We start from the raw sequence: 20424 nt of genomic DNA, 5'->3' as shown, positions 1-20424 counted from the left end.
TTTAAGGAGATTTTATGCAATCCTCTTCAATGAACGCGGTATTTTCCGGTCTACTCTCAGAGAAAGATTTAACTATCAGTGATGAGCTTTTTAGCAGTATTTTGGAAAAGAAGATAATCACTCAAATAATGGATAACAAACTGCATCCGTCTATAAACATTTTTGCCACTAGCCAACTGTATCTGTCTTCAATCGTACCGATTTTACATGACTTTGGTTTTACTATTATCGATGAAGTCGCTTATAAGATAAAAAAATCTAAAAAAGATGTTTATATCAATAGGTTTAACCTAAAGATTGACGATACAAAGAATATAACCGTATCTAAATATAATATTGAAAATGTAATATCAGATTCACTCAATGGGTCTATACTACAAAGATGCAAGCTCTTTTCACTGGTCTATAATCAAAATCTTTCTATAAGAAAAGTTCTACTGCTTCGGGCAATGATCGAGTATATTGACCAGTCTGTCATAGCCCTGAATCAAGAGACGATATTACATACAATAACTCTATACCATGAGATATCAAAACTCTTTGTAGACTACTTTATAGCTAAGTTTGATCCTCTTGTAACTAAGCGTGAAAAGATGATGAAAGATATTGAGACAGAGATAGAAGAGCTGATAAAAAATGTTCCAAATATTATGGACGATAAGATTTTAAAACTCACTTACGCACTTATAAAAACTCTCACTAGAACAAACTATTTTTTAAATAATCCTGCCATATCCTTTAAAATAGATACGGCAACATACTCAGAAAATCTAAAAGGTCTTCAGCCAAAGATAGAAGCCTTTGTATATCACCCTGACTTTAGCGGTCTGCATCTTAGAATGAGTAAGATAAGTCGCGGAGGGCTTAGATGGAGTGAAAGGCATGAAGACTACCGTCAAGAGATAAAGTCACTAATGATTACTCAAGAGGGGAAAAACTCCATCATTATTCCTGATGGAGCAAAAGGCGGATTTGTTATAAACAAAGACATAGCAAACATTACTCCGGATCTCTTCACAACAATATACAGCGCATTTATAAACAACATGCTTGATTTAGTTGATAACAGAGTAGATGGTGAAATCATCAGACATGAAAATATCATAGCTTATGACGGTGACGATCCATACTTTGTTGTTGCAGCAGACAAAGGAACAGCTTCCATGAGTGATGTTGCAAATGAGATAGCCGTGAGTCGCGGTTACTGGCTCGGAGATGCTTTTGCCAGCGGCGGAAGTAACGGTTTTGGGCATAAAGAGTTAGGAATCACAGCCCGCGGTGCGCTTATGTCATCTGAGAGGTTTTTTATAGAAAAGGGTATAAATATACAAGAAGAGTCCATTACCGTCGTTGGTATTGGAAGTATGAAGGGTGATGTATTTGGAAACGGCATGATTTACTCCAAAAAGTTTAAACTTTTAGCGGCCGTATCTCATAAAGAGATATTTGTAGACCCTGACCCAGACCCATTAACCAGCTTTGAGGAGCGTTCTCGTCTGTTTAATGCAAAAAACGGCAGTTGGAGTGCTTACAATAAAGAGCTGATCTCACAAGGCGGAGGAGTGTTTTTACGATCTCAAAAAAGTATAGAATTAAATCCTGAAATCAAGAAGATGCTCTCGACTACAAAAAAAACTATGAGTGGTGAAGAACTTGCCAAAAGAGTTTTGATGATGAAAGTAGACATGCTCTTTAACGGCGGAGTCGGTACTTATGTCAAGAGTTCTGATGAGTCAAACTTAGACTTGGGTGATAAACAAAATGAAGCAGTTAGACTAGATGCCCATGAAGTAAAAGCCAAAGTTGTATGTGAGGGCGGAAACTTAGGCTTTACTCAAAAAGCACGTATAGAATATGCAAGAAACGGAGGAGAGATAAATATTGACGGCATTGACAATGCTGCCGGAGTGAATACTTCAGACCATGAAGTAAATCTAAAAATACTTCTTAACATCATAAAATCAAAAAATCTGCTGGATGAGGAGGGGGCAAAACAGACTCTTCAAAGCCTCACTGAGCAGGTGGTAAACCTTGTTCTTTGGAGCAACTATCATCAATCTCTTGCAATCTCCAGAGATTCTAGCTTAAGTAAAAAATATCTTGATGACTTTCTCTCAAGCATTGAAGTTTTAGAGACAAACCTCTCTAGCTTTTCAAGAAGAGAATATTACATCCCGAAAAACGAAAACATACATGAGGTCTTATGCGCCGGGGGTTCTATGGTAAGACCAATCATCAGTTCAATAATCTCTTACTCTAAGATATTTATTAAAAATGTCTTACTTGACTCTACCCTCATAGAGGAGACCTTCGCCAATCAGTTCCTGTTTAAATACTTTCCAAAATCTTTTCTCGTTGCGTATGAGCATGAAATAGTGAATCATCCCTTACGCAGGGAGATCATAGCGACTGTGATGGCAGACACTATTGTAAATCTTCAAGGTGCTACTTTTATTGCTGACTACAACAGAAGAGGAAAAGAGAGTTTCTTACTAAAAATAAAATCTTACCTAATCACAAACCAGCTCTTTGATGCCAATGACATTAGATTTGAGATATATAGAAACGACTTTAAAATGGATATTAAACAGCAGTACAAGCTTCTCGATGATATAGAACGTACTCTTGGGTTTAGTACCAGATGGATGCTGAAATACCTAAGTAAACACAAAGTGGATGTAAATCATATACTCGATTATAAATCAGACCTGTTTGAGATATTGGGAAATATAAAAGATGAAAAAATCGTTAAAATCATTGATGACAATGATCAGTTCAATCTATTTTTTAGTGCTATAGACTATTTGAAATTTGCAGTCGCTGCCATCATGGTAAAAGAGAACTCTTTTCACACATTTAACAATGTTACCGTACTATTTTATCTGGTGGTAAATGAGTTTAAGATCTTAGAGATGATGAACTCACTAAACACTATAGAGATAACGTCAAGTTCTCAGAAAGTTCTAAGACATCAGCTACTTCAGTATATCGAGTATATCGTAGTTCACTATACAGAGCAGGTTCTGGAGTTTCAAAGAGTAAATGAGACACCAATAGATGCATTTGAAAACTACATGGAAAATGGTAAAGAGGATTTTCAAGAGATACAAAGAAACATTGATTTTTTTATGTCAAAAGAGGTAAAAAGTATAGAAGAAGTAAGCATAACCGTAAATCAGATTATGACCTCTTTGATTTAAGCAAAAAAACATTGCTAGTTATAAGTCTCAATTCAATATAATCATAATAATAAATTTAATACTATGATTTGGAAATATACTTGAACTGGCTTAACTTTTTTGACACTAAAATAACTCAACTGCGCCACCCGTTTGGAAGAGGCATAAATGCCACCATAGCTCCAGACGAGGAGAAGCTTTTCAACAAGTCGTACGAGGCATTTGAAAAACATGAGATCATAAAGGCTTATGAGTACTTTTTTAAGTCTCTTGAGAACTACTCGGGCGAAGATTCAAACCAAAATATCATTACTAAACTAGAAGATGGCATACTGAAGTTTGAAATATATCAAGGCAGTGCCAGAATAATAGGGGCAGTCACGCAGAAGAACCTTTATGCTGAAGCCATTATGATAAAAACGGCAGATGCCCAAGTCGCACTCAAACGCTACATACTTGAGAGAAACTACCAGCTCACCTATGCTTATTATTTCAGTGACAAAGAGTATATAAAACTAAAACTTTACCATGACAACGCTACTGTATCTCCACAAAAGATATTTTTTCCTCTTAGGGAGATAGCACTAAATGCAGACTTTGATAAAGAGTACATAAAGACCGAGTTTCCTGATATCACTCTTCAAGACACAGGGCATCTTGTAAAACTTGACGATGGAGAGCTAAAGATAAAGTATGGTTTTTTACATAACTGGATAGACGAACTGGATGCAAAAATACTAACACTTCCTACAAATGACAACTCAGGGATGCAATCATTTTTATACCTCCAGCTTCTTTTTAAAATAGACTACCTTTTGGTTCCAAAATGCGAGATATATCAAAAGATTAGTAAAAAAGTACAACAATACTTTGCTGATGAGACCAACCCAACCGAGTTTAAGAATGAAGAGCTAAAAGAGTACATAGTGAAACTCAGAGAGATGAATTTCGAGGACTTTAGCACTAAATTTTATAGTTCAAAATATACTTTCAATCCTATGGAGAAGACTTCTCATGAAGAGATAAGTAACTTTATAACTGAATCACTTATGAAAATACGTTGGTACAAAAATAATCGCTACACGCAGATAATACCGACCATATACAAATATATCTCTTTTTACATTCTCTACAACTATGGGCTAAACCCTGTTAGCAAGGCACTTGTGCATACACTGGTTGAGATTCAGAATCCGGCTTTTTTCAAAGCTCTGGACTACATTCCACTTTATGATGAAGAGAGAGGAACATTTGCTAAAAAAGCGATTATTGCAAAAATAGAAGATGCCATCACTCCACACCTGAATCAGTATAAAGAGCTCGAACCTTTTGGTGATGAGTTAAACTTTTCATCTCTGAACGAACTAAGCAACAGTTATCTTCTTCAGCTGAAACATCTGAACTTTGAGGAGATATAGAGATGAATACTCAAATAATTCTTGATACATATGTAGACAATATCATCCAAATAATGACACCATACGGGAGTGGCAGCGGTTTTATTATCGGTGATTTAATCATTACAAACTCTCATGTTGTCGGTGGACTTAAAGAGGTGGTTATAAGTTCAAAACAGATAAAAAGAACTATCGCCCAAGTGATATATGACGATCCCGATTACGATCTGGCATTCATACACTCAGACTTTGTGGTACTTAAAAATCCTCTCATTCTATCAAACAAGATCGTAAAAGACGGTGACACCACAATAGCAATCGGGCATCCGTACGGATTAAACTATACCTCTACTGAGGGAATAGTATCAAAAGCTTCAAGACTTTATGAAGATTTAGAGTATATACAGATAGATGCAGCCATAAACCCTGGTAATAGTGGCGGACCACTGCTCAACGTAAAGGGTGAAGTCATAGGTGTAAATACTTTCATCATCCAAAATGCAAACAACTTAGGCTTTGCACTTCCATCTTTTTATGTTCAGGAGACACTTGAAAACTTTAAAAAGTTAAATGATGTAAACATTATCAAGTGCCCATCTTGTAAAAATCTTATAAAAGAAGAAGAGATCAAAAATGACTACTGTCCGGAATGCGGTACAAAACTTGAAGTTGCAAAACAAAGAAGAAAAGGATATAACCCTACCGGAGCAACAAAACTTATGGAAGAGATTTTAGCTTCTCTTGATGTAAATGTCACATTGGCAAGACGCTCACAAGCTTCTTGGAGAGTAGACCACGGCAGTGCGAGAGTAGAGATAAACTACTATGAAAACGGAATCATCATAGGTGATTCAAAACTATGCAGAATTCCTCAAGAGAACATTGAGAAGCTTTATGACTATCTGCTTAGTGAGAATGAAAAGCTCACTTACCTGCAGTTTTCCATAAATGAAAACAGCGTCTATCTCTCTTATCTAATCGTAGACTCATCACTTACATTTGATGAGGGCAAGATAGCATTTGACAGACTCTTTAAACTTTCCGACAAGTATGATGAGATACTCATAAACGAATTTAAAGCCATAAAACTAAAACGAGACGAGGAAGACGAATAATGAGCAAATTTTTAGAGTTCAGAGTAGATCTGGACAACTTTATAAATGATTTAAACAACAAACTGAGAACAAACAATCAAAAGATCCAAGAGCTGTTAAAAATAGAGGGTAAGACCTATGCAAACTTTGTAAAACCGTTACAGATGCTAGAGGAGCGACTAGAGATGTTCTTTACTCCGCTCTCGCATCTAAACTCCGTAAACAACTCGGATGAGACACAGAAGATATATGCTGAGAGCTTACCGATAATCACAGAGTATTCTACAAAACTATCTCAAAATTTAGACATTTACAATGCTTACAAAGAGATACAAAAAGATGAAGCGGACTCTCTTAACTTTGAGCAAAACAGAGTTTTGGAGCTTAATATCCTGCACTTTGAACTAAGCGGTGCTCACTTGGATGCTGTGTCCAAAGAGAGACTTCAAGAGATAAACATAAAAAAAAGTGAACTCTCAAACAACTTCTCCCAAAACCTTCTGGATGCCACAAATGCATATGAGTATGTGACTGAAAACGAAGAAGATGTAGAGGGTATGCCAAAGAGCGATTTGGAGAGTGCCAAGTTCGAAGAAGACGGGGTAACAAAATATAAGTTTACATTACAGATGCCGTCATATATCGCATATATGACGTATGGTAAAAATGAAAAGATCAGAGAAGACCTTTATAAGGCTTATGTGACAAGAGCACCGGAAAATGCAGCCATCATAGATGAGTTACTATCACTTAAGAATGAGATGAGTAAAATACTGGGATTTGACAACTATGCAGAGTATTCACTGGCTTCTAAAATGGCAAAAGATACTGCGAGTGTAGAAGATTTTCTACAGACTCTGGTAACAAAATCAAAACATCAGGCACAAGAAGAGTTAAAAGAGGTTCAGAAAATGGCTCCAGCTCCTCTACAAAGCTTTGACACTGCCTACTACAGTGAGATACTCAAAAAAGCTAAATATGACATAGATGAAGAGTTGTACCGTCCTTACTTTGAACAGACAAGTGTGGTAAATGGAATGTTTGAGTTTTTAAACAAACTCGTAGGTATTAGTTTTAAGAAAGTGGATGAGAAGCTTTGGGATGAAAAAGCGACTTCTTATGATATTTTTATCGATAATGAGTTAAAGGCAAGGATCTATATTGACCTTGAAGCCAGAAAAAGCAAAAGGGGCGGAGCTTGGATGCATAACTGGCAGGCTCACTGTAAAGATGAAAACGGTAATATTCAGCTTGCTTCTGCATTTATAGTCTGTAATTTCCCAGCATCTAGCGAGACACAAAAATCTCTTCTTCGCCATGATGATGTGGTTACGCTTTTTCATGAGATGGGTCACGCTGTTCATCATCTTCTTAGCACTGTACATGAGAACGAAGTCAGCGGGGTAAACGGAGTTGAGTGGGATGCTGTTGAGTTTCCATCCCAGTTTTTAGAAAACTTCGCTTATGAGCCTAAAGTCTTAAAACTCTTCGCATCTCACCATGAGACAGGAGAAGTCATTCCCGATGAGATGATAGAGAAACTTGTACGAGCCAAAAACTTCTTATCGGCATCCGGGATGCTGAGACAACTCGAGTTTTCTATCTTTGACTTTAAGCTTCACACTAAACTTTACCAAGGAGATGAAGTTCAAGAGCTTCTAAATGAGATAAGAAAAGATACTGCTCTAATAAAGACTCCTGAGTACAACAAGTTTCAAAACGGTTTTGCACATATCTTTGCAGGCGGTTATGCAGCGGGATACTACAGTTACAAGTGGGCTGAAGTGCTGAGTGCAGATGCATTTTTCAGCGTTGTAGATGAGGGAATTTTTGGCTCTGAGACTGCCAAAAAATATTTTAGCATCGTTTTAAACGGCGGTGGAGCAAAAAGTATGGATGACTACTTTAAAGAGCTTATGGGCAGAGAGCCAAACCCTGAGAACCTGCTAAGGTTAAACGGCATTAAATAGTGAAAGCACTTTTACTGCTTGTTGCCCTTTGGGCTGCACTTTTTGGAGATAGTATTTTGAAGATAGCGACTTACAATGTAGAGAACCTTTTTGACCTTGAAAAAAAAGGTTACAAGTACAAAGAGTATGAACCAAATACTAATAGTAACTGGAATCAAAGAACGTACAAGATCAAACTGCAAAATATTGCCAAAGTCATTAAAGAGATAGATGCAGACATAATAGCCTTACAAGAGGTACACTCCTTACAAGCCCTAAAAGACTTAAGGTTTACTCTAAAACAAAACGGCTTATACTATCAGTACTACTCCATAGCAGACAAAAAGCATACGGCTACTAAAGTAGCATTTTTAAGTAAGCTTCCATTTACGTATTCCAAAGAGTTAAGTGTTACCTCAACCTATAAATATAGAAACATTCTAGAGAGTAAGTTTAAGATAAACGGAAATGACTTGTATATCTTTATAAATCATTGGAAAGCCAAATCTGGTCCTGAGAGCATGAGAATAGTATCTGCAAAGACTCTCAGAAAAAGAGTTTCTGAGATAGGCTACGATAAAAATATTGTTTTGCTTGGAGATTTCAACTCACACTATGAAGAGTTTTTAATATTTAAGAGAAACAGAAAACATAATGATACAAATGGAAAAACAGGTATCAATCATGTTTTAAGGACTCTAAAACAGATACACAGAGCAAAAGATGTTAAGTATGAAAAAGAGAACTTCTACAATCTTTGGTATGATACAGATGCTTCTAAGAGGTATTCATATATCTTTAAAGGTAAAAAAGAAGCACTGGATAATATCTTAATCTCTCAGCCTTTACTCGATAAAAAAGGAATTTCATATATAGATGATTCCATAACTAACCTTGATAAGAATTATCTATTTAAAAAGAAAAATATCTACAGATGGCAAGTCTCTAAAGCAAGAGTCTCAAAGCATAAAGGAAAAGGCTATTCAGACCACCTACCTGTAATGGCAAAGTTTAGAGTTAAGTAAGACACCAACTTATCTCTTCTTTTCCATGAGCCTTTAGGTACTCATTTGACTTTGAGAATGGTTTAGAACCAAAAAAACCTCTATAAGAAGATAGGGGTGAAGGATGTGGAGATTTTAATATAAGATGTTTAGCCGCATCTATGAGCTTCTCTTTTTTCTGAGATGGATTTCCCCATAAGACAAAAACAATATTTTCATACTCTAGAGATAATTTCTCTATAACAAAATCCGTAAACTTTTCCCAGCCATTATTCCTGTGAGAGTTAGCCTTTGCGTGCTCAACCGTTAAGACGCTGTTTATAAGTAAAACACCCTGCTCTGCCCACTGTGTCAGGTCACCTGAGCTTGGATAGTTACAGCCAATATCATCAACCAACTCTATAAATATATTTTTCAGTGATGGCGGTATTTTACACTCATTACAAACAGAAAAAGCAAGACCGCTTGCTTGTAATTCACCATGATATGGGTCTTGACCAATGATGACAACTTTTACATTCTCTGGTGATACAAGATTGAAAGCTCTAAAGATATTTTCATACTTTGGATAGATAATCTTTGAAGCATACTGGGCATCTACAAACTCTTGTAGTTTTGTAAAATATACCTCTTGCATTTGGGATGATAAAATTATAGACCACTCATTTGTTAAAATCATTAAAACTCCTACTTTGATACTTATATGATAATTTTTTCATATTATATAAGCTTATTTGTTATATTTTTATAATAATAAAAAACACTTATATTAAATTTACATAAAATACTTATATTTAATAAAATTTTAATTTTACTTTAATTATACTCTTTGTTGTCAATATATTAGCCAAACTTATTGTGAAATAAGGACGGAAAGCTGTGAGTCTTAGTTTTTTTAAAAAACCAAAGATTGTCTAGTTGCACTTCTCTTGCATCCCCTCCTTTTTTAACCAGCATTTGGCTCCAAACTTAAGGATATAAAATGCTAAACAACATGACAATTAGAAATAAACTGATTTTTCTAAGTATTGTAGTGCTCTCTGTTATTATAGTTTTTTCTGTAAAATCATCTTATGATAATTGGAATAGTCATAAAAATATAAAAGATACCGCTTCTCTTATACAACTCTCGGTTAAAATGAGTGCCGTTTTACATGAGCTGCAAAAAGAGAGAGGTGCAAGTGCCGGCTTTTTAGGTTCAAAAGGAACAAAGTTTGTAGATATTCTTCCTAAGCAACATAATTCCAGTGACTCAAAGATTAAAGAGCTTAGAACATATATATCTGAGAACCCTTCAGATGCAGCCTCTAAGGTTAGTAAAGAGATAGCTCTTGATACTATCCCTGCAATGAGAACAAAAGTAAAATCTCAAAGTGCTCAGGTTAAAGATGCCGTAGTGTTTTATACCGCTTTAAATAAAAAACTAATTGATACTATCTCTCACTTCTCAACAATACCAAAAGATGCGACATTAAGAACCAACTTCAACAGCTTTGTTGTGTTTATTTCTTCTAAAGAGAGAGCCGGAATAGAGAGAGCTGTACTATCAGGTGTATTTGCAAAAGACAAATTTACAAGAGAAACTGCTGCAAAGTTTGCTTCTTTGGTTTCTGAGCAAAAAGCATTGACTAATCTCTTTATGCATACAGCAAACTCTGAAATGCAACAAGCATATAACACAACAAAGTCTGACAGTTCATTTGCAGAAGTAAATAAGTTCAGGGAAATAGCCTCTTCAAAAGAGAGTGAGTTTGGTGTAGACGCTACCGTATGGTTTAAAACTATCACTAAAAAAATCAATAAGCTAAAACAGTTTGAAGATACTTTGGCAAACTACACTTTAGATATGGCAGCGTCTATGGTTTCTAATTCAATGATGTCTCTTCTTTTTGTATCGATGATTTCAGCTCTTGTGGTCTTGTTTGCTATGTATCTGACAAGGGATGTATCAAATGGTATAACTAACTCTATAAACAGGGTTAAAAGAATAATTGGCCAGATTACAACTGAAGGTGATTTATCTATTGACGTAGACAGAAGAATGATTGTTAGGAATGAGATGGACGAGATCACCCACCTTCTTGCAACACTAGTAGACTTAATCAAAGATTTAACAGGCAGAATAAACACTTCGGTTCATAAAGCTTCACAAGGGGACTTTAGCTATGAACTCAATGATAATGGGCTTCACGGTGATTTTGCTGAAGCAATTCATAATGTAAAAGATGGCATCTGTGCCATGAAAGAAGCACATGAAAAGCAAAATATTATCAATTTTAATTCAAATGTCAGATCAATCGGTAGCGTTGGAGATGGGCTTGGGCTTATACAAGGTGAAATGTCTAGCGTAATCCAAGAACTAAGTGAAGTTCAAACTACAACTAAACATACAGCTCAAACTTCAAATGATTCAATGAGTGCAGTAGAAAATATTTTAGAAAAACTACAAGTACTTGTGGAACAGATTAATGATAGTAATACATCTATAGAAGGCTTAAATGATAAAACTAATGAGATTACATCCGTAGTTGACCTCATTAAAGATATTGCAGAACAAACTAACCTTCTTGCACTAAATGCGGCTATCGAGGCGGCACGTGCCGGTGAACATGGACGTGGTTTTGCGGTTGTTGCAGATGAAGTCCGTAAACTTGCAGAGAGGACTCAAAAAGCCACTAGTGAGATAACTATCTCAATTAACTCAATGAAACAAGAGTCAAGTATCATCTTGGGAAAATCAGAAACAATGACTACTATTGCAGATGAAGCTTCTACTTCTGTTGACAACTTCAACACTACTATGAGTGAAATGAATACAGATGCTGTAGAGATGGCTAAAGTCATTAATGATATGGAGAACAAAGTATTTATAGTTTTAGCAAAAATCGATCATATTATCTATAAAGCAAATGCTTATGACTCAATTGTAACAGCTGATAATAGCAAATCATTTGGCTCACATGTAGAGTGTAGACTTGGAAAATGGTATGAGGGTAATGGCAAAGAACGTTTCGGAAATACGAATGCTTATAAAGCAGCTCTAGAACCACATAAACAGGTTCACAACAGTGTACATAATTGTATTATTTATTTCAAAGATGAAGATAGCAGAATAGAAAATGAAGATAATATTTTAGATAATTTAAGAACGATGGAAGCAAACAGTGATAAACTATTTGTTCTACTAAATGAGATGCTTAACCAATATCAAGACTAACCGACCACAAGAAGAACTTCTTTATTACAAAGTCATAGAAGTTCTTTCAACCATTATTTTTGAGAAAGCTCTAAAATAATTTCCCTTAGCTCATCTTTATCAAAAAAGATATTTAGTGAAAGCTCATCACTAAACTTTTTTAGCATCTCATTCTTTTTAGCAACTCTTGCTTTCACGTCATCCTCTAATGGTTCTAACGCAGCTTTAAGTTCTCTTTTATATCCATTGATGATGTCTGCTCTCTTTTCTTCTTTGCTTTGAACTATCTCAACCACATTGCTACGCATAGTCATAATAACAATAATGACAAATATAACGACACCAAGAGCGGAGTAAATTATTTCACTATCCACATAAAACCTTTAATAAAAATATTAATCTAAATTTATCACAAGTATATCAAATTTTAACACTATTATGATGGCTTTTACGATACCCTTACAAATATTTTTTGACAAAATGAAATATATTTATAAAAGTTTAAAAAAGTATGTAAAAATATAACAAATATTAAAGGAGTAATATATGTCTCATGCAAATCATTCTGAAACAGACACTTACACATATAATGATTTACAAGTAAAAATAATCACCGTATTTACAGAAGACGGAAAAGCCACTGCCCTTGTTGAAGACGAGAATGGAGAACTGTTTGAAGTAGATAAAGATTCGCTTAGATAAACTTAGTTAAACAAACAGTTCTAATCTCTAAACTTATCTCTTATCTCTAAAAACTGATCTAAATTCTCAAAAAAGATATCAACTAGCTTTGGATCAAAGTGTTTTCCTCTTTCACTTTTAAACAAGTCAAATATTCTTCCATCACTCCAAGCCTGTTTATACACTCTATCACTACCTAATGCATCAAATACATCAGCTAGCGCTGTTATTCGACCATATATGTGTATTTCTTCACCTTTAAGCCCTTTAGGATATCCACTGCCATCATATTTTTCATGGTGCTCATAGGCAACTGTAGCAGCTGCTTTAAGTATTGCTCTATTTGATCCGCTTAAAACATTAAAACCTATCTCGCTATGTGTTCTCATAATGACCCACTCATCAGCATCTAGTTTTCCAGGCTTTTTCAAAACATTATCAGGTATTCCAACTTTTCCTATATCGTGCATAGGGGAAGCATCGTATAGTAACTCTGACTCTTCTTCTGGTAGTCCATATTTACAGGCTAAAAGTCTAGAATATTCAGCAACACGTTTTACATGATTTCCTGTCTCTTTAGAACGAGATTCACCTATCTCCCCCATTTTGTAGATAACTTCACGTTGTGTCTCTTCTATCTCTTTATGTACATTTATAACATCACTAATATCATATTGGATACTCATATACTCGACAATATTATCATTAAGATCTAAAATAGGGACGATAAGAGTATCTAGATATATTATGTCTCCACTTTTTGTTTTATTTGTAATAACACCATTGTAGTTCTTTTTAGAAGTAATAGTCTCCCATAGCTCTTTATATACTTCACTAGAAATATTTTCATCTCTAAGAAGTGGAGTATGTTTCTTTCCTATAAGTTCCTCTTTTAAAAAACCTGTCAATTTTTCATGTGTATCATTTAAGTATGTAATAGCACCATTAGTATCTGTTCTTGTAAATGATGCAGCACTCTCAATGGCTTTTTCATACTGAGAAAGCAAGTTCATCTTCTCTTGCAGACTCTCATTTGAACTACTAAGTTCTTTTTGCAGAATCTCTTTTAACTCTTCAAGTTCTGTAATATCATGTCTAATAGCTATATACTCTACAATAACGTTATTTTCATTTTTAATAGGAAAAATACTCACGTCTACAATATATGAATTACCATCTTTTTTTCTATTTTTTATTTTTCCATGCCAGATATTTCCTGACTTTATAGTCTTCCACATATCTTTGAAAACTTTTGATGAAGTATCACTATGCCTTACTACGGAGTGAGGTTGTCCTAACAATTCTTCTTTAGTATATCCAGAGAGTTGAACAAAGGCTTCATTAACATAAGTGATCTTTCCTTTTAAATCTGTTTTAGAAACCAAAGTCGTTTTATCTATTGCATTTTGCAACTGTTCAATAGTATTAGTTTTTTCTCTACTTTGTCTATAAAAATAAAAGATGAGTAATGTAATCAATATTCCAATTAAATACTTGATTGACTGTAAAATGACAAGATCATATATTGAGTTGTCATTTCTAGCTGAAATAATATATCCGGCAGTATTACCTGATACATTTTTTATAGGTACAAAAATAAATATTTTGTTTATTCCATGATAAAAACTGTCTTGAGCAAACGCCTTATCTTTATCTATATGTTCACGTATATAATCAATGATTTTTTTCATTGGTTCAGAATTATCAGAGTGGGCACTGTTTGACATAAAGTAGTTGTCACTAGCACAAAATTTATGGTAATATTTTTTCAGATGATCTTCTACTACTGTTGCTTCCATAATATCTTTTTTTACTATCATAGAGTAGTCAGCGTCTAAAGACTCTTTCATCTGTTTTAAAACAGAGTTTACGCTTATAGACAGCTCTACACTACCGACATATATCTCATCTTTAAAAATAGGATATACATACCTAAATCCATCAAAAAATTTACCTACTTCAAATCCATATGCAGGTTTTTTGGTATTTATAACTTTCTTGATGCTATCTCTGAAAAGTAGACTGTCTCCACTCTTTTTAAGTTTATGAAACCTTAAGAAACTATCACCATTTGCTAAGTGAAAGTGCAACTGCAATATTCCTGATTTTTTCATTCTTTCATATTTGCTATTTAGCATAGTATAGAGTCTAATTCTATTTGGGACAATATTTGTGTCACTATTAGCTTCATTTAATATATGAGCTATTTGATTGTTTTCTAAAACTTCTCGAAAAAGTGTTTCTGCAACTCTTTTGTTTGATATAACTTTTTCATTGTATTGAAGTTCTAAGTCATATATCTTTTCTTTAAGATAATCATTCTTTTTATATGAGAACTCAAAGTGTAGTAATAAACCAACAGCTAAAATAGTTAAAAGTAAAACTATATTTTCTATATTTAAAATCTTTTTCATAAAATTGTTTCCTTATATTTTTCACACTAAAATTTATTAGTTTCTAAATCATATGCTATTATAATAAAGCTAAGTGAAGAAATAGTGAATATTTTAATAATATCAGATACAATTTCATATGAAATTGTTAATAATAAACTCTAATAAAGTCTTTAACCAAAATTTTAAAGAGTATTTTTCAAAAAAAAGCTTTAGTGTAGATAGTTATGAAAACTGCGATACCTTGCTAAACTATAAAAATATTAACCACATAATCGCTCAATATGATGTTATTTTTTTATCAATAGAAAAAGACAAGCTATTTGCGCTTGATGTACTTGATCATATTAACGTTCTTGGTATTCATGCAGCAGTTATATTTTTGAGTTATGTAGACTCCATAGATCTTATGTCAAAAGCCTTTGCCAGAAACTGCGAAGATTATATACTTCATCCATTCTCACTTAAAGAGATAGAACTACGCGCAATGAAAGCAGTTAGAAAAAAAATGAAATCTGATGAGATATCTCTTGTTGGAGACTACACCTATACACTATCTCAACATGCTGTTTTCAATGACCATCAATATATAAAACTAACAAAAATAGAACTAAGTATTTTATACCTTTTGATTATTCATAAAAATCAAATTGTTTCGCATGAAAAAATTGTAAACTTTGTATGGAAGGGAAAAGATATTTTACAAAACACTCTATCTGTTCATATAAAAAATCTAAAGAAAAAGATAACAGGTCTACCTATAGACTCAATAAAAGGTATTGGATATTCTATTAGACTAGATCATTGATTATTGACTAATAGGTATGATCAGATGCTCTACATCCTCATGTTTACTTAAATAGTGTTTTGCACTCCAGTGAAGTACACACTCAGACGTAATATATAGAGTTTTTTTCTTGTAGTTGTTTGAGTCAAACATAGGGTTATCTTCTAAAAAATCTAAAACTTTTTTTCTTGTTTTTTTAATATGTTCATCTGTAATTTTGCTATTTGAATTTGCATCCCAGTTCTTGCACTGAATAAAAAATATTTCTTTATCTTTAATTGCTATAAGGTCTATAGCACAATCTTTTTTACTATTGTCTTTGCCATGTGAAGCAACTATATAGTTCATTTGCTTATATTTGTTGTATATAAACTCTTCATAAAGATCGCTTTTAGCTTTTTTTTGCTCATCACTCACTATTTGAGATTGGTTTATCTCTTTAAAGTGCTTTATATATTTTATGAGTTCAAAATTATTTTTTATGTTTTCATTCCACATAATATACTTTTGATTACTTTTGTTATTGTACTTTCCTACAGCAGCTTTTGATTTTCCAAGTGTAGTTGGAATCCATCCATTATCTGTTTGCTTAGACCATTTTAATTCTAAAAATATTTTGTTTAGTTCTTTTGATGTAATTTTAAAGTAGTCGGATAAGTTAGCAACACTCATATAAGTTGATCTACTTTTTTTCTTTTCACCAATCATTTTTTTATTTAATAATCCAAACATAAATATTCCTAAAATTGGTTTGCCTTGAGTCTACAAATAGATTATCATAATTTTTAACTATATTATTGTATGTATAATTAATAAATTAATAAAATTATAAATTGTTACTTTTTTACATATTTTACAGACTTATTTAAAAATAAGGCAATGACAAAACAAAAAATAACCGCTATAATATTTAACCAAAATTCTTTATAGTTAAGTCTTTTATTAATATTGGAGAGCTAGATGCAAATAATCGAACAATATTCTCAAGAAATCCAAGAATGTGTACAAGACTTTAATATCAGTCTTGAAAGCCTACAGGATGATTATTCTAAAGATCTCCTCTATACGCATGCATTAAATGAATATAAAAGACTATTTCTAAACCTGCTTTTATCTGTTTCAGATGAAGAGATAGAGCAGAACACGAAGGTATTAGTCAACTTTACTATAGAGCATGAAATATCATACCTATTTTTATATAGTGAACTTATAACCGTTGTGCGCAAGCTTCTTGGGATACTTTTAGAAAAAAATGACTTAGAACATATAAATGAAATAAATATTTTTTTCACAGAACATGAGAACAGAATCACATCTTTGTATCTACACAGGTTTCTAAAAAAACTAAAGCTAAAAAGTGAACTTCGTCTATCTCATATATCTATAATGCCTGACAAGAAATTTATGGTGCATTACGAGAGTCATATCAAATGGATTCTAAATCTTATTCTATACATAGAACGAAGTGTCTATGATGACAACTATCCTGAGCTAAATCCTAACCTGTGTGAGTTTGGAAAGTGGATGCATAGTGCTACTACTTCTTACCTTATCTCTACTACTCACTTTAAGGTCATAGAAAAACTTCATATGAATCTTCATGACTTGGCTTCCAATGTCATAAACCAGTGTCAAAATAGTAATGATCCACGTCCATCAACACTAATACATCTTATGCAGCGTATAGATTACTATTCGCTTGAGATAGGAAATGAAATAGCCTTTCTAAATGAAATTGAAGAGAGTGCAAAAGATCCGCTTACGCATCTGCTAACAAGAAGACTATTTAATAAGATCATGCTAAATAAGTTAGATATTGCAAAGGCTACCGGTAGAGAATTTGCTCTTATGATGTGCGACCTAGACCACTTTAAAAATGTAAATGACACCTATGGTCATGCAGTCGGAGATATTGTACTAAAACACTTCTCTAGTATTTTAGAAAGTGTACTTCGTAAGTCAGATTATATATTTAGATTTGGTGGTGAAGAGTTTATGGTTTTACTACCTATGACAGACAAAGAAGAAGCTGTAATACTGGCTCAAAAAATTTGTGTCGCAATAGCCACATCTGAAGTAATAGTAGATGATATAACAATAAAATATACTGTAAGTATTGGCACAATATCAATAACAATTGACAACACGGTACAAATAAGCCAAGAATCTATAGACAAGTATATAACTCAAGTTGATGAAAGGCTATATCTTGCAAAAGATCGAGGAAGAAACCGCGTAGAATAATGATATATAAATCTTACACAAATCTAACTTCGTATGAACTCAATTGTTATATAATATCTTACAACATCCAAAGAGGCTAAGACAATGATATCTACTAAGTATCTTGCTATTGATAAAGAGATTATTTCAGAGGGAATGAGTTTTGAATTTAATGTATTTGTACAATCTTCAGATAAAAGAATGGACTGCTTTAAAGAAAATGGCAGCTGCATTACAAGTGATGATAAAGTAGTTATCGACACACTTCACGCTTTATATGTAGAAGAAACTGAGCATCCAGAATATGAACTCTTTTACAAAAACTTTTTAGTTACTCAACAAGATCTAAAAAATATCAAACTTGACAATAAACCTTCAGCTGTATATGAAAATGCTTCAAATGTACTAAATGACCTTTTTTCAAACCCTGAAGGGCTAGGCAACTATGAATCTTCAAAAGAAGTAGTACATGATATGATAGATACTATTTTAGACGATAGTTTTACTATTAAATCTTTGATGGATATTGCTACACATGACTACTACACACATACACATTCTATAAATGTTTCCATATATGCACTAAGTTTGGGTTCTTATATGAAGATGCAGCCTGAGACTCTTTCAGAACTTGGCGAAGCAGCTCTTTTGCATGATCTAGGAAAAAGTAAAATGGACCTTGCTATACTAAACAAAAATGGAAAACTTACTGATATAGAGTTTCATGAGATAAAAAAACATCCTGATATTGGCTACAAGATAGGGCTCAAGTTAGGTATAGATAACCAAAATGTGCTAGATGGAATCAGACATCACCATGAGAAGATGGACGGTACAGGTTATCCTGCCAAACTAAAAGGTTCAAACATACCTCTTTTCGCTCGTATCATAGGAGTATGTGATATTTTTGATGCTCTTACAAGTAGAAGAAGTTATAAAGAGGCGATGAGCTCATTTGATGCAATAAAATTAATGAAGTTAAAAATGAATAATCATGTGGATGTTAAAATACTTGATAAAATGATTATGATGTTTAGATAATGAGTAAAGAGAGTTAGACTAACTCTCTTACTTTATAGTCTAAAGAGTTAATTTCCCTCTAGCATTCTTTGACGCGCTAATTTCAGAACTCCGATATCTGGATTTTTAATATATCTTATCGCATAGTGACTATTATTTACAGCAGCTAATTGAACTTCTACCGATGGATTTTTGATATCTTGTATTATCTGATAGCTTTGTTTAACAGCAGCAAGTTGAGCTTCTATATCTGGATTTTTGATGTATTTTATTGCATGATAACTTTGTTCTACAGCAGCAAGTTGAACTTCTTTATCTGGATTTTCGATGTATTGTATTGCATAATAACTCTTGTTTACAGCAGCCAATTGAACTTCTTTGTCTGGATTTTTTATCGTTTGTATAGCACGATAACCACCCTCTACTGCGGCTAGTTGTCCTTCATGATCCAGAGAAGCTCCAGAACATTCAGTTAAACCTAAAATCACCAGTCCTATTACAGCACCATTTATAATATTTTTTTTCATTAACTCACTCCCATATTGTGTTACATAAATTATATATAAATTAAACTTATTTGCAAGTTAAATATAATATAATTTAAACTAATATATCACTTGATTTTCAAGAACTCATTAAAATATTTATTAACCAGTTATATTTAGAAAATCACACTGAAATGTGATATGCATAGCGACTTGGAAAATTAAATAATTAGTAAAAATATAATGAAATATATAATTAACTTGGAAGTTTTTTAAGTATTTGGTAGTAGAAAAAAGTTCTATAACTAGATACTTCCAAAATAAAGAAAGTATCTAATAGTTCTTTGCACTATATCAGTGTTTTACTTACTTTGAGTTATTTATTTTGGATTCTTTTTTGCTTATGACACTAATAGTTAATATACCAATAGATACTACAAACACAGTTATTGATGCGATAAGAGTACCTATATAAAACACAACATTTTCTTGTTCTAGATTCATACCATAGACGCTATATATTATCCCTAGAATAGATAAGATTGTTATTAATTTAGAAAACTGTAACATATTATTTCCTTTTTATTATTCTTAAAATTATTTTTGTATTAACTTTATATTATTAAAATTGGAGGTTTTTCAATATCGATAAAATTATCACGTAGAAAAAAAGATGGGTCATAGACAATTGCATATGAATCAAGAGTGACATATGATAATAAAAAAATGGGTTGTAAAGAATTTCGGTTATCTTCAGTCTCTTCAACCTGTTCTGAAACTTCTACGGATAATTCATAGGCAATAACACTTATATCCGATGATTTCAGAGCACCGCTTTGAGTTCCCAGAAAAAGAAGTGACAAGATAAAAAGGACTAAAAGACTTTTATATTTCATGACAATATTATAGGATTATTACAACAAACAAAAGTAAATGCGACTATCAACTTTTTTATTGTGTATACTTTAACTGCAGAGCATAAATTAACTGGAAAATTCAGAAGGATTATTAATTTA

17 protein-coding genes and 1 riboswitch are annotated in these 20424 nt (G+C 33.0%); of the genes, 10 read left to right on the top strand and 7 right to left on the bottom strand.

The features are described 5' to 3' along the window. The first annotated feature begins 14 nt into the window (after positions 1 to 14). The 5 genes from ABZC13_RS01695 (at position 15) to ABZC13_RS01675 (ending at position 8644) form a co-directional block, all read left to right on the top strand. Positions 15 to 3200, top strand: a complete 3186-nt coding sequence (locus tag ABZC13_RS01695) for an NAD-glutamate dehydrogenase domain-containing protein (RefSeq protein WP_372999066.1) — start codon at positions 15 to 17, stop codon at positions 3198 to 3200. A gap of 80 nt (positions 3201 to 3280) precedes the next feature. Then, entirely contained in the window at positions 3281 to 4597 is a 1317-nt protein-coding gene (locus ABZC13_RS01690) for a hypothetical protein (protein ID WP_372999063.1), read from the top strand. Positions 4598 to 4599: 2 nt separating this feature from the next. Next, entirely contained in the window at positions 4600 to 5691 is a 1092-nt protein-coding gene (locus ABZC13_RS01685) for a trypsin-like peptidase domain-containing protein (RefSeq protein ID WP_372999060.1), read from the top strand. After that, complete coding sequence (locus tag ABZC13_RS01680; RefSeq protein ID WP_372999057.1) at positions 5691 to 7640, top strand: M3 family metallopeptidase; 1950 nt, start codon at positions 5691 to 5693, stop codon at positions 7638 to 7640. Before ABZC13_RS01685 ends, ABZC13_RS01680 begins: the two co-directional genes overlap by 1 nt. Next, the gene (locus ABZC13_RS01675) at positions 7640 to 8644 is read left to right on the top strand and encodes an endonuclease/exonuclease/phosphatase family protein (RefSeq protein ID WP_372999054.1); all 1005 of its coding nucleotides are present in this window, start codon (positions 7640 to 7642) and stop codon (positions 8642 to 8644) included. Before ABZC13_RS01680 ends, ABZC13_RS01675 begins: the two co-directional genes overlap by 1 nt. On the opposite strand, the gene ABZC13_RS01670 is transcribed toward ABZC13_RS01675, so the two are convergent. Then, complete coding sequence (locus ABZC13_RS01670; protein WP_372999051.1) at positions 8637 to 9302, bottom strand: uracil-DNA glycosylase; 666 nt, start codon at positions 9300 to 9302, stop codon at positions 8637 to 8639. The genes ABZC13_RS01675 and ABZC13_RS01670 overlap by 8 nt on opposite strands. Before the next feature lie 157 nt (positions 9303 to 9459). After that, positions 9460 to 9549: riboswitch (cyclic di-GMP riboswitch) on the top strand. A 56-nt stretch (positions 9550 to 9605) separates the two neighbouring features. Here ABZC13_RS01670 and ABZC13_RS01665 point away from each other — a divergent pair. Beyond that, positions 9606 to 11840 (top strand): nitrate- and nitrite sensing domain-containing protein, encoded by a 2235-nt coding sequence (locus ABZC13_RS01665; RefSeq protein ID WP_372999048.1) that lies wholly within the window; start codon positions 9606 to 9608, stop codon positions 11838 to 11840. Positions 11841 to 11893: 53 nt separating this feature from the next. On the opposite strand, the gene ABZC13_RS01660 is transcribed toward ABZC13_RS01665, so the two are convergent. Next, positions 11894 to 12193, bottom strand: a complete 300-nt coding sequence (locus ABZC13_RS01660; protein ID WP_372999045.1) for a hypothetical protein — start codon at positions 12191 to 12193, stop codon at positions 11894 to 11896. Between the two features lie 172 nt (positions 12194 to 12365). Here ABZC13_RS01660 and ABZC13_RS01655 point away from each other — a divergent pair, with 172 nt between their 5' ends. Continuing rightward, positions 12366 to 12521, top strand: a complete 156-nt coding sequence (locus ABZC13_RS01655; RefSeq protein WP_372999042.1) for a hypothetical protein — start codon at positions 12366 to 12368, stop codon at positions 12519 to 12521. Positions 12522 to 12541: 20 nt separating this feature from the next. Here the strand turns inward: ABZC13_RS01655 and ABZC13_RS01650 are convergent, their stop codons facing one another. After that, a complete protein-coding gene (locus ABZC13_RS01650) occupies positions 12542 to 14914 on the bottom strand; it encodes a PAS domain S-box protein (protein WP_372999039.1) in 2373 nt (790 codons plus the stop codon). 118 nt (positions 14915 to 15032) lie between these two features. Between ABZC13_RS01650 and ABZC13_RS01645 the strand changes: the two genes are divergently transcribed. Further along, positions 15033 to 15701 (top strand): response regulator transcription factor, encoded by a 669-nt coding sequence (locus ABZC13_RS01645; RefSeq protein ID WP_372999037.1) that lies wholly within the window; start codon positions 15033 to 15035, stop codon positions 15699 to 15701. Here ABZC13_RS01645 and ABZC13_RS01640 read toward each other — a convergent pair whose 3' ends face one another. Further along, complete coding sequence (locus ABZC13_RS01640) at positions 15702 to 16412, bottom strand: hypothetical protein (RefSeq protein WP_372999035.1); 711 nt, start codon at positions 16410 to 16412, stop codon at positions 15702 to 15704. 228 nt (positions 16413 to 16640) lie between these two features. Here ABZC13_RS01640 and ABZC13_RS01635 point away from each other — a divergent pair, with 228 nt between their 5' ends. Together ABZC13_RS01635 and ABZC13_RS01630 are read left to right on the top strand one after the other, a co-directional pair. Further along, positions 16641 to 17924 (top strand): sensor domain-containing diguanylate cyclase, encoded by a 1284-nt coding sequence (locus ABZC13_RS01635; RefSeq protein ID WP_372999032.1) that lies wholly within the window; start codon positions 16641 to 16643, stop codon positions 17922 to 17924. 84 nt (positions 17925 to 18008) lie between these two features. After that, positions 18009 to 18944 (top strand): HD-GYP domain-containing protein, encoded by a 936-nt coding sequence (locus ABZC13_RS01630; RefSeq protein WP_372999029.1) that lies wholly within the window; start codon positions 18009 to 18011, stop codon positions 18942 to 18944. Between the two features lie 47 nt (positions 18945 to 18991). On the opposite strand, the gene ABZC13_RS01625 is transcribed toward ABZC13_RS01630, so the two are convergent. The 3 genes from ABZC13_RS01625 to ABZC13_RS01615 all read right to left on the bottom strand — a co-directional run bounded on the left by ABZC13_RS01625 (position 18992) and on the right by ABZC13_RS01615 (position 20304). Beyond that, positions 18992 to 19450 (bottom strand): DUF4116 domain-containing protein, encoded by a 459-nt coding sequence (locus ABZC13_RS01625; RefSeq protein WP_372999025.1) that lies wholly within the window; start codon positions 19448 to 19450, stop codon positions 18992 to 18994. 324 nt (positions 19451 to 19774) lie between these two features. Next, entirely contained in the window at positions 19775 to 19978 is a 204-nt protein-coding gene (locus tag ABZC13_RS01620; RefSeq protein WP_372999021.1) for a hypothetical protein, read from the bottom strand. A gap of 44 nt (positions 19979 to 20022) precedes the next feature. Further along, positions 20023 to 20304, bottom strand: a complete 282-nt coding sequence (locus ABZC13_RS01615; protein ID WP_372999018.1) for a hypothetical protein — start codon at positions 20302 to 20304, stop codon at positions 20023 to 20025. Between the last annotated feature and the right edge of the window lie 120 nt (positions 20305 to 20424).

It is taken from the genome of Sulfurimonas sp. (assembly GCF_041563035.1).
Classification (GTDB): Bacteria; Campylobacterota; Campylobacteria; order Campylobacterales; family Sulfurimonadaceae; genus Sulfurimonas.
Note: the sequence above shows the minus strand (reverse complement) of the source record. Positions and strands in the feature narration are given on the sequence as shown.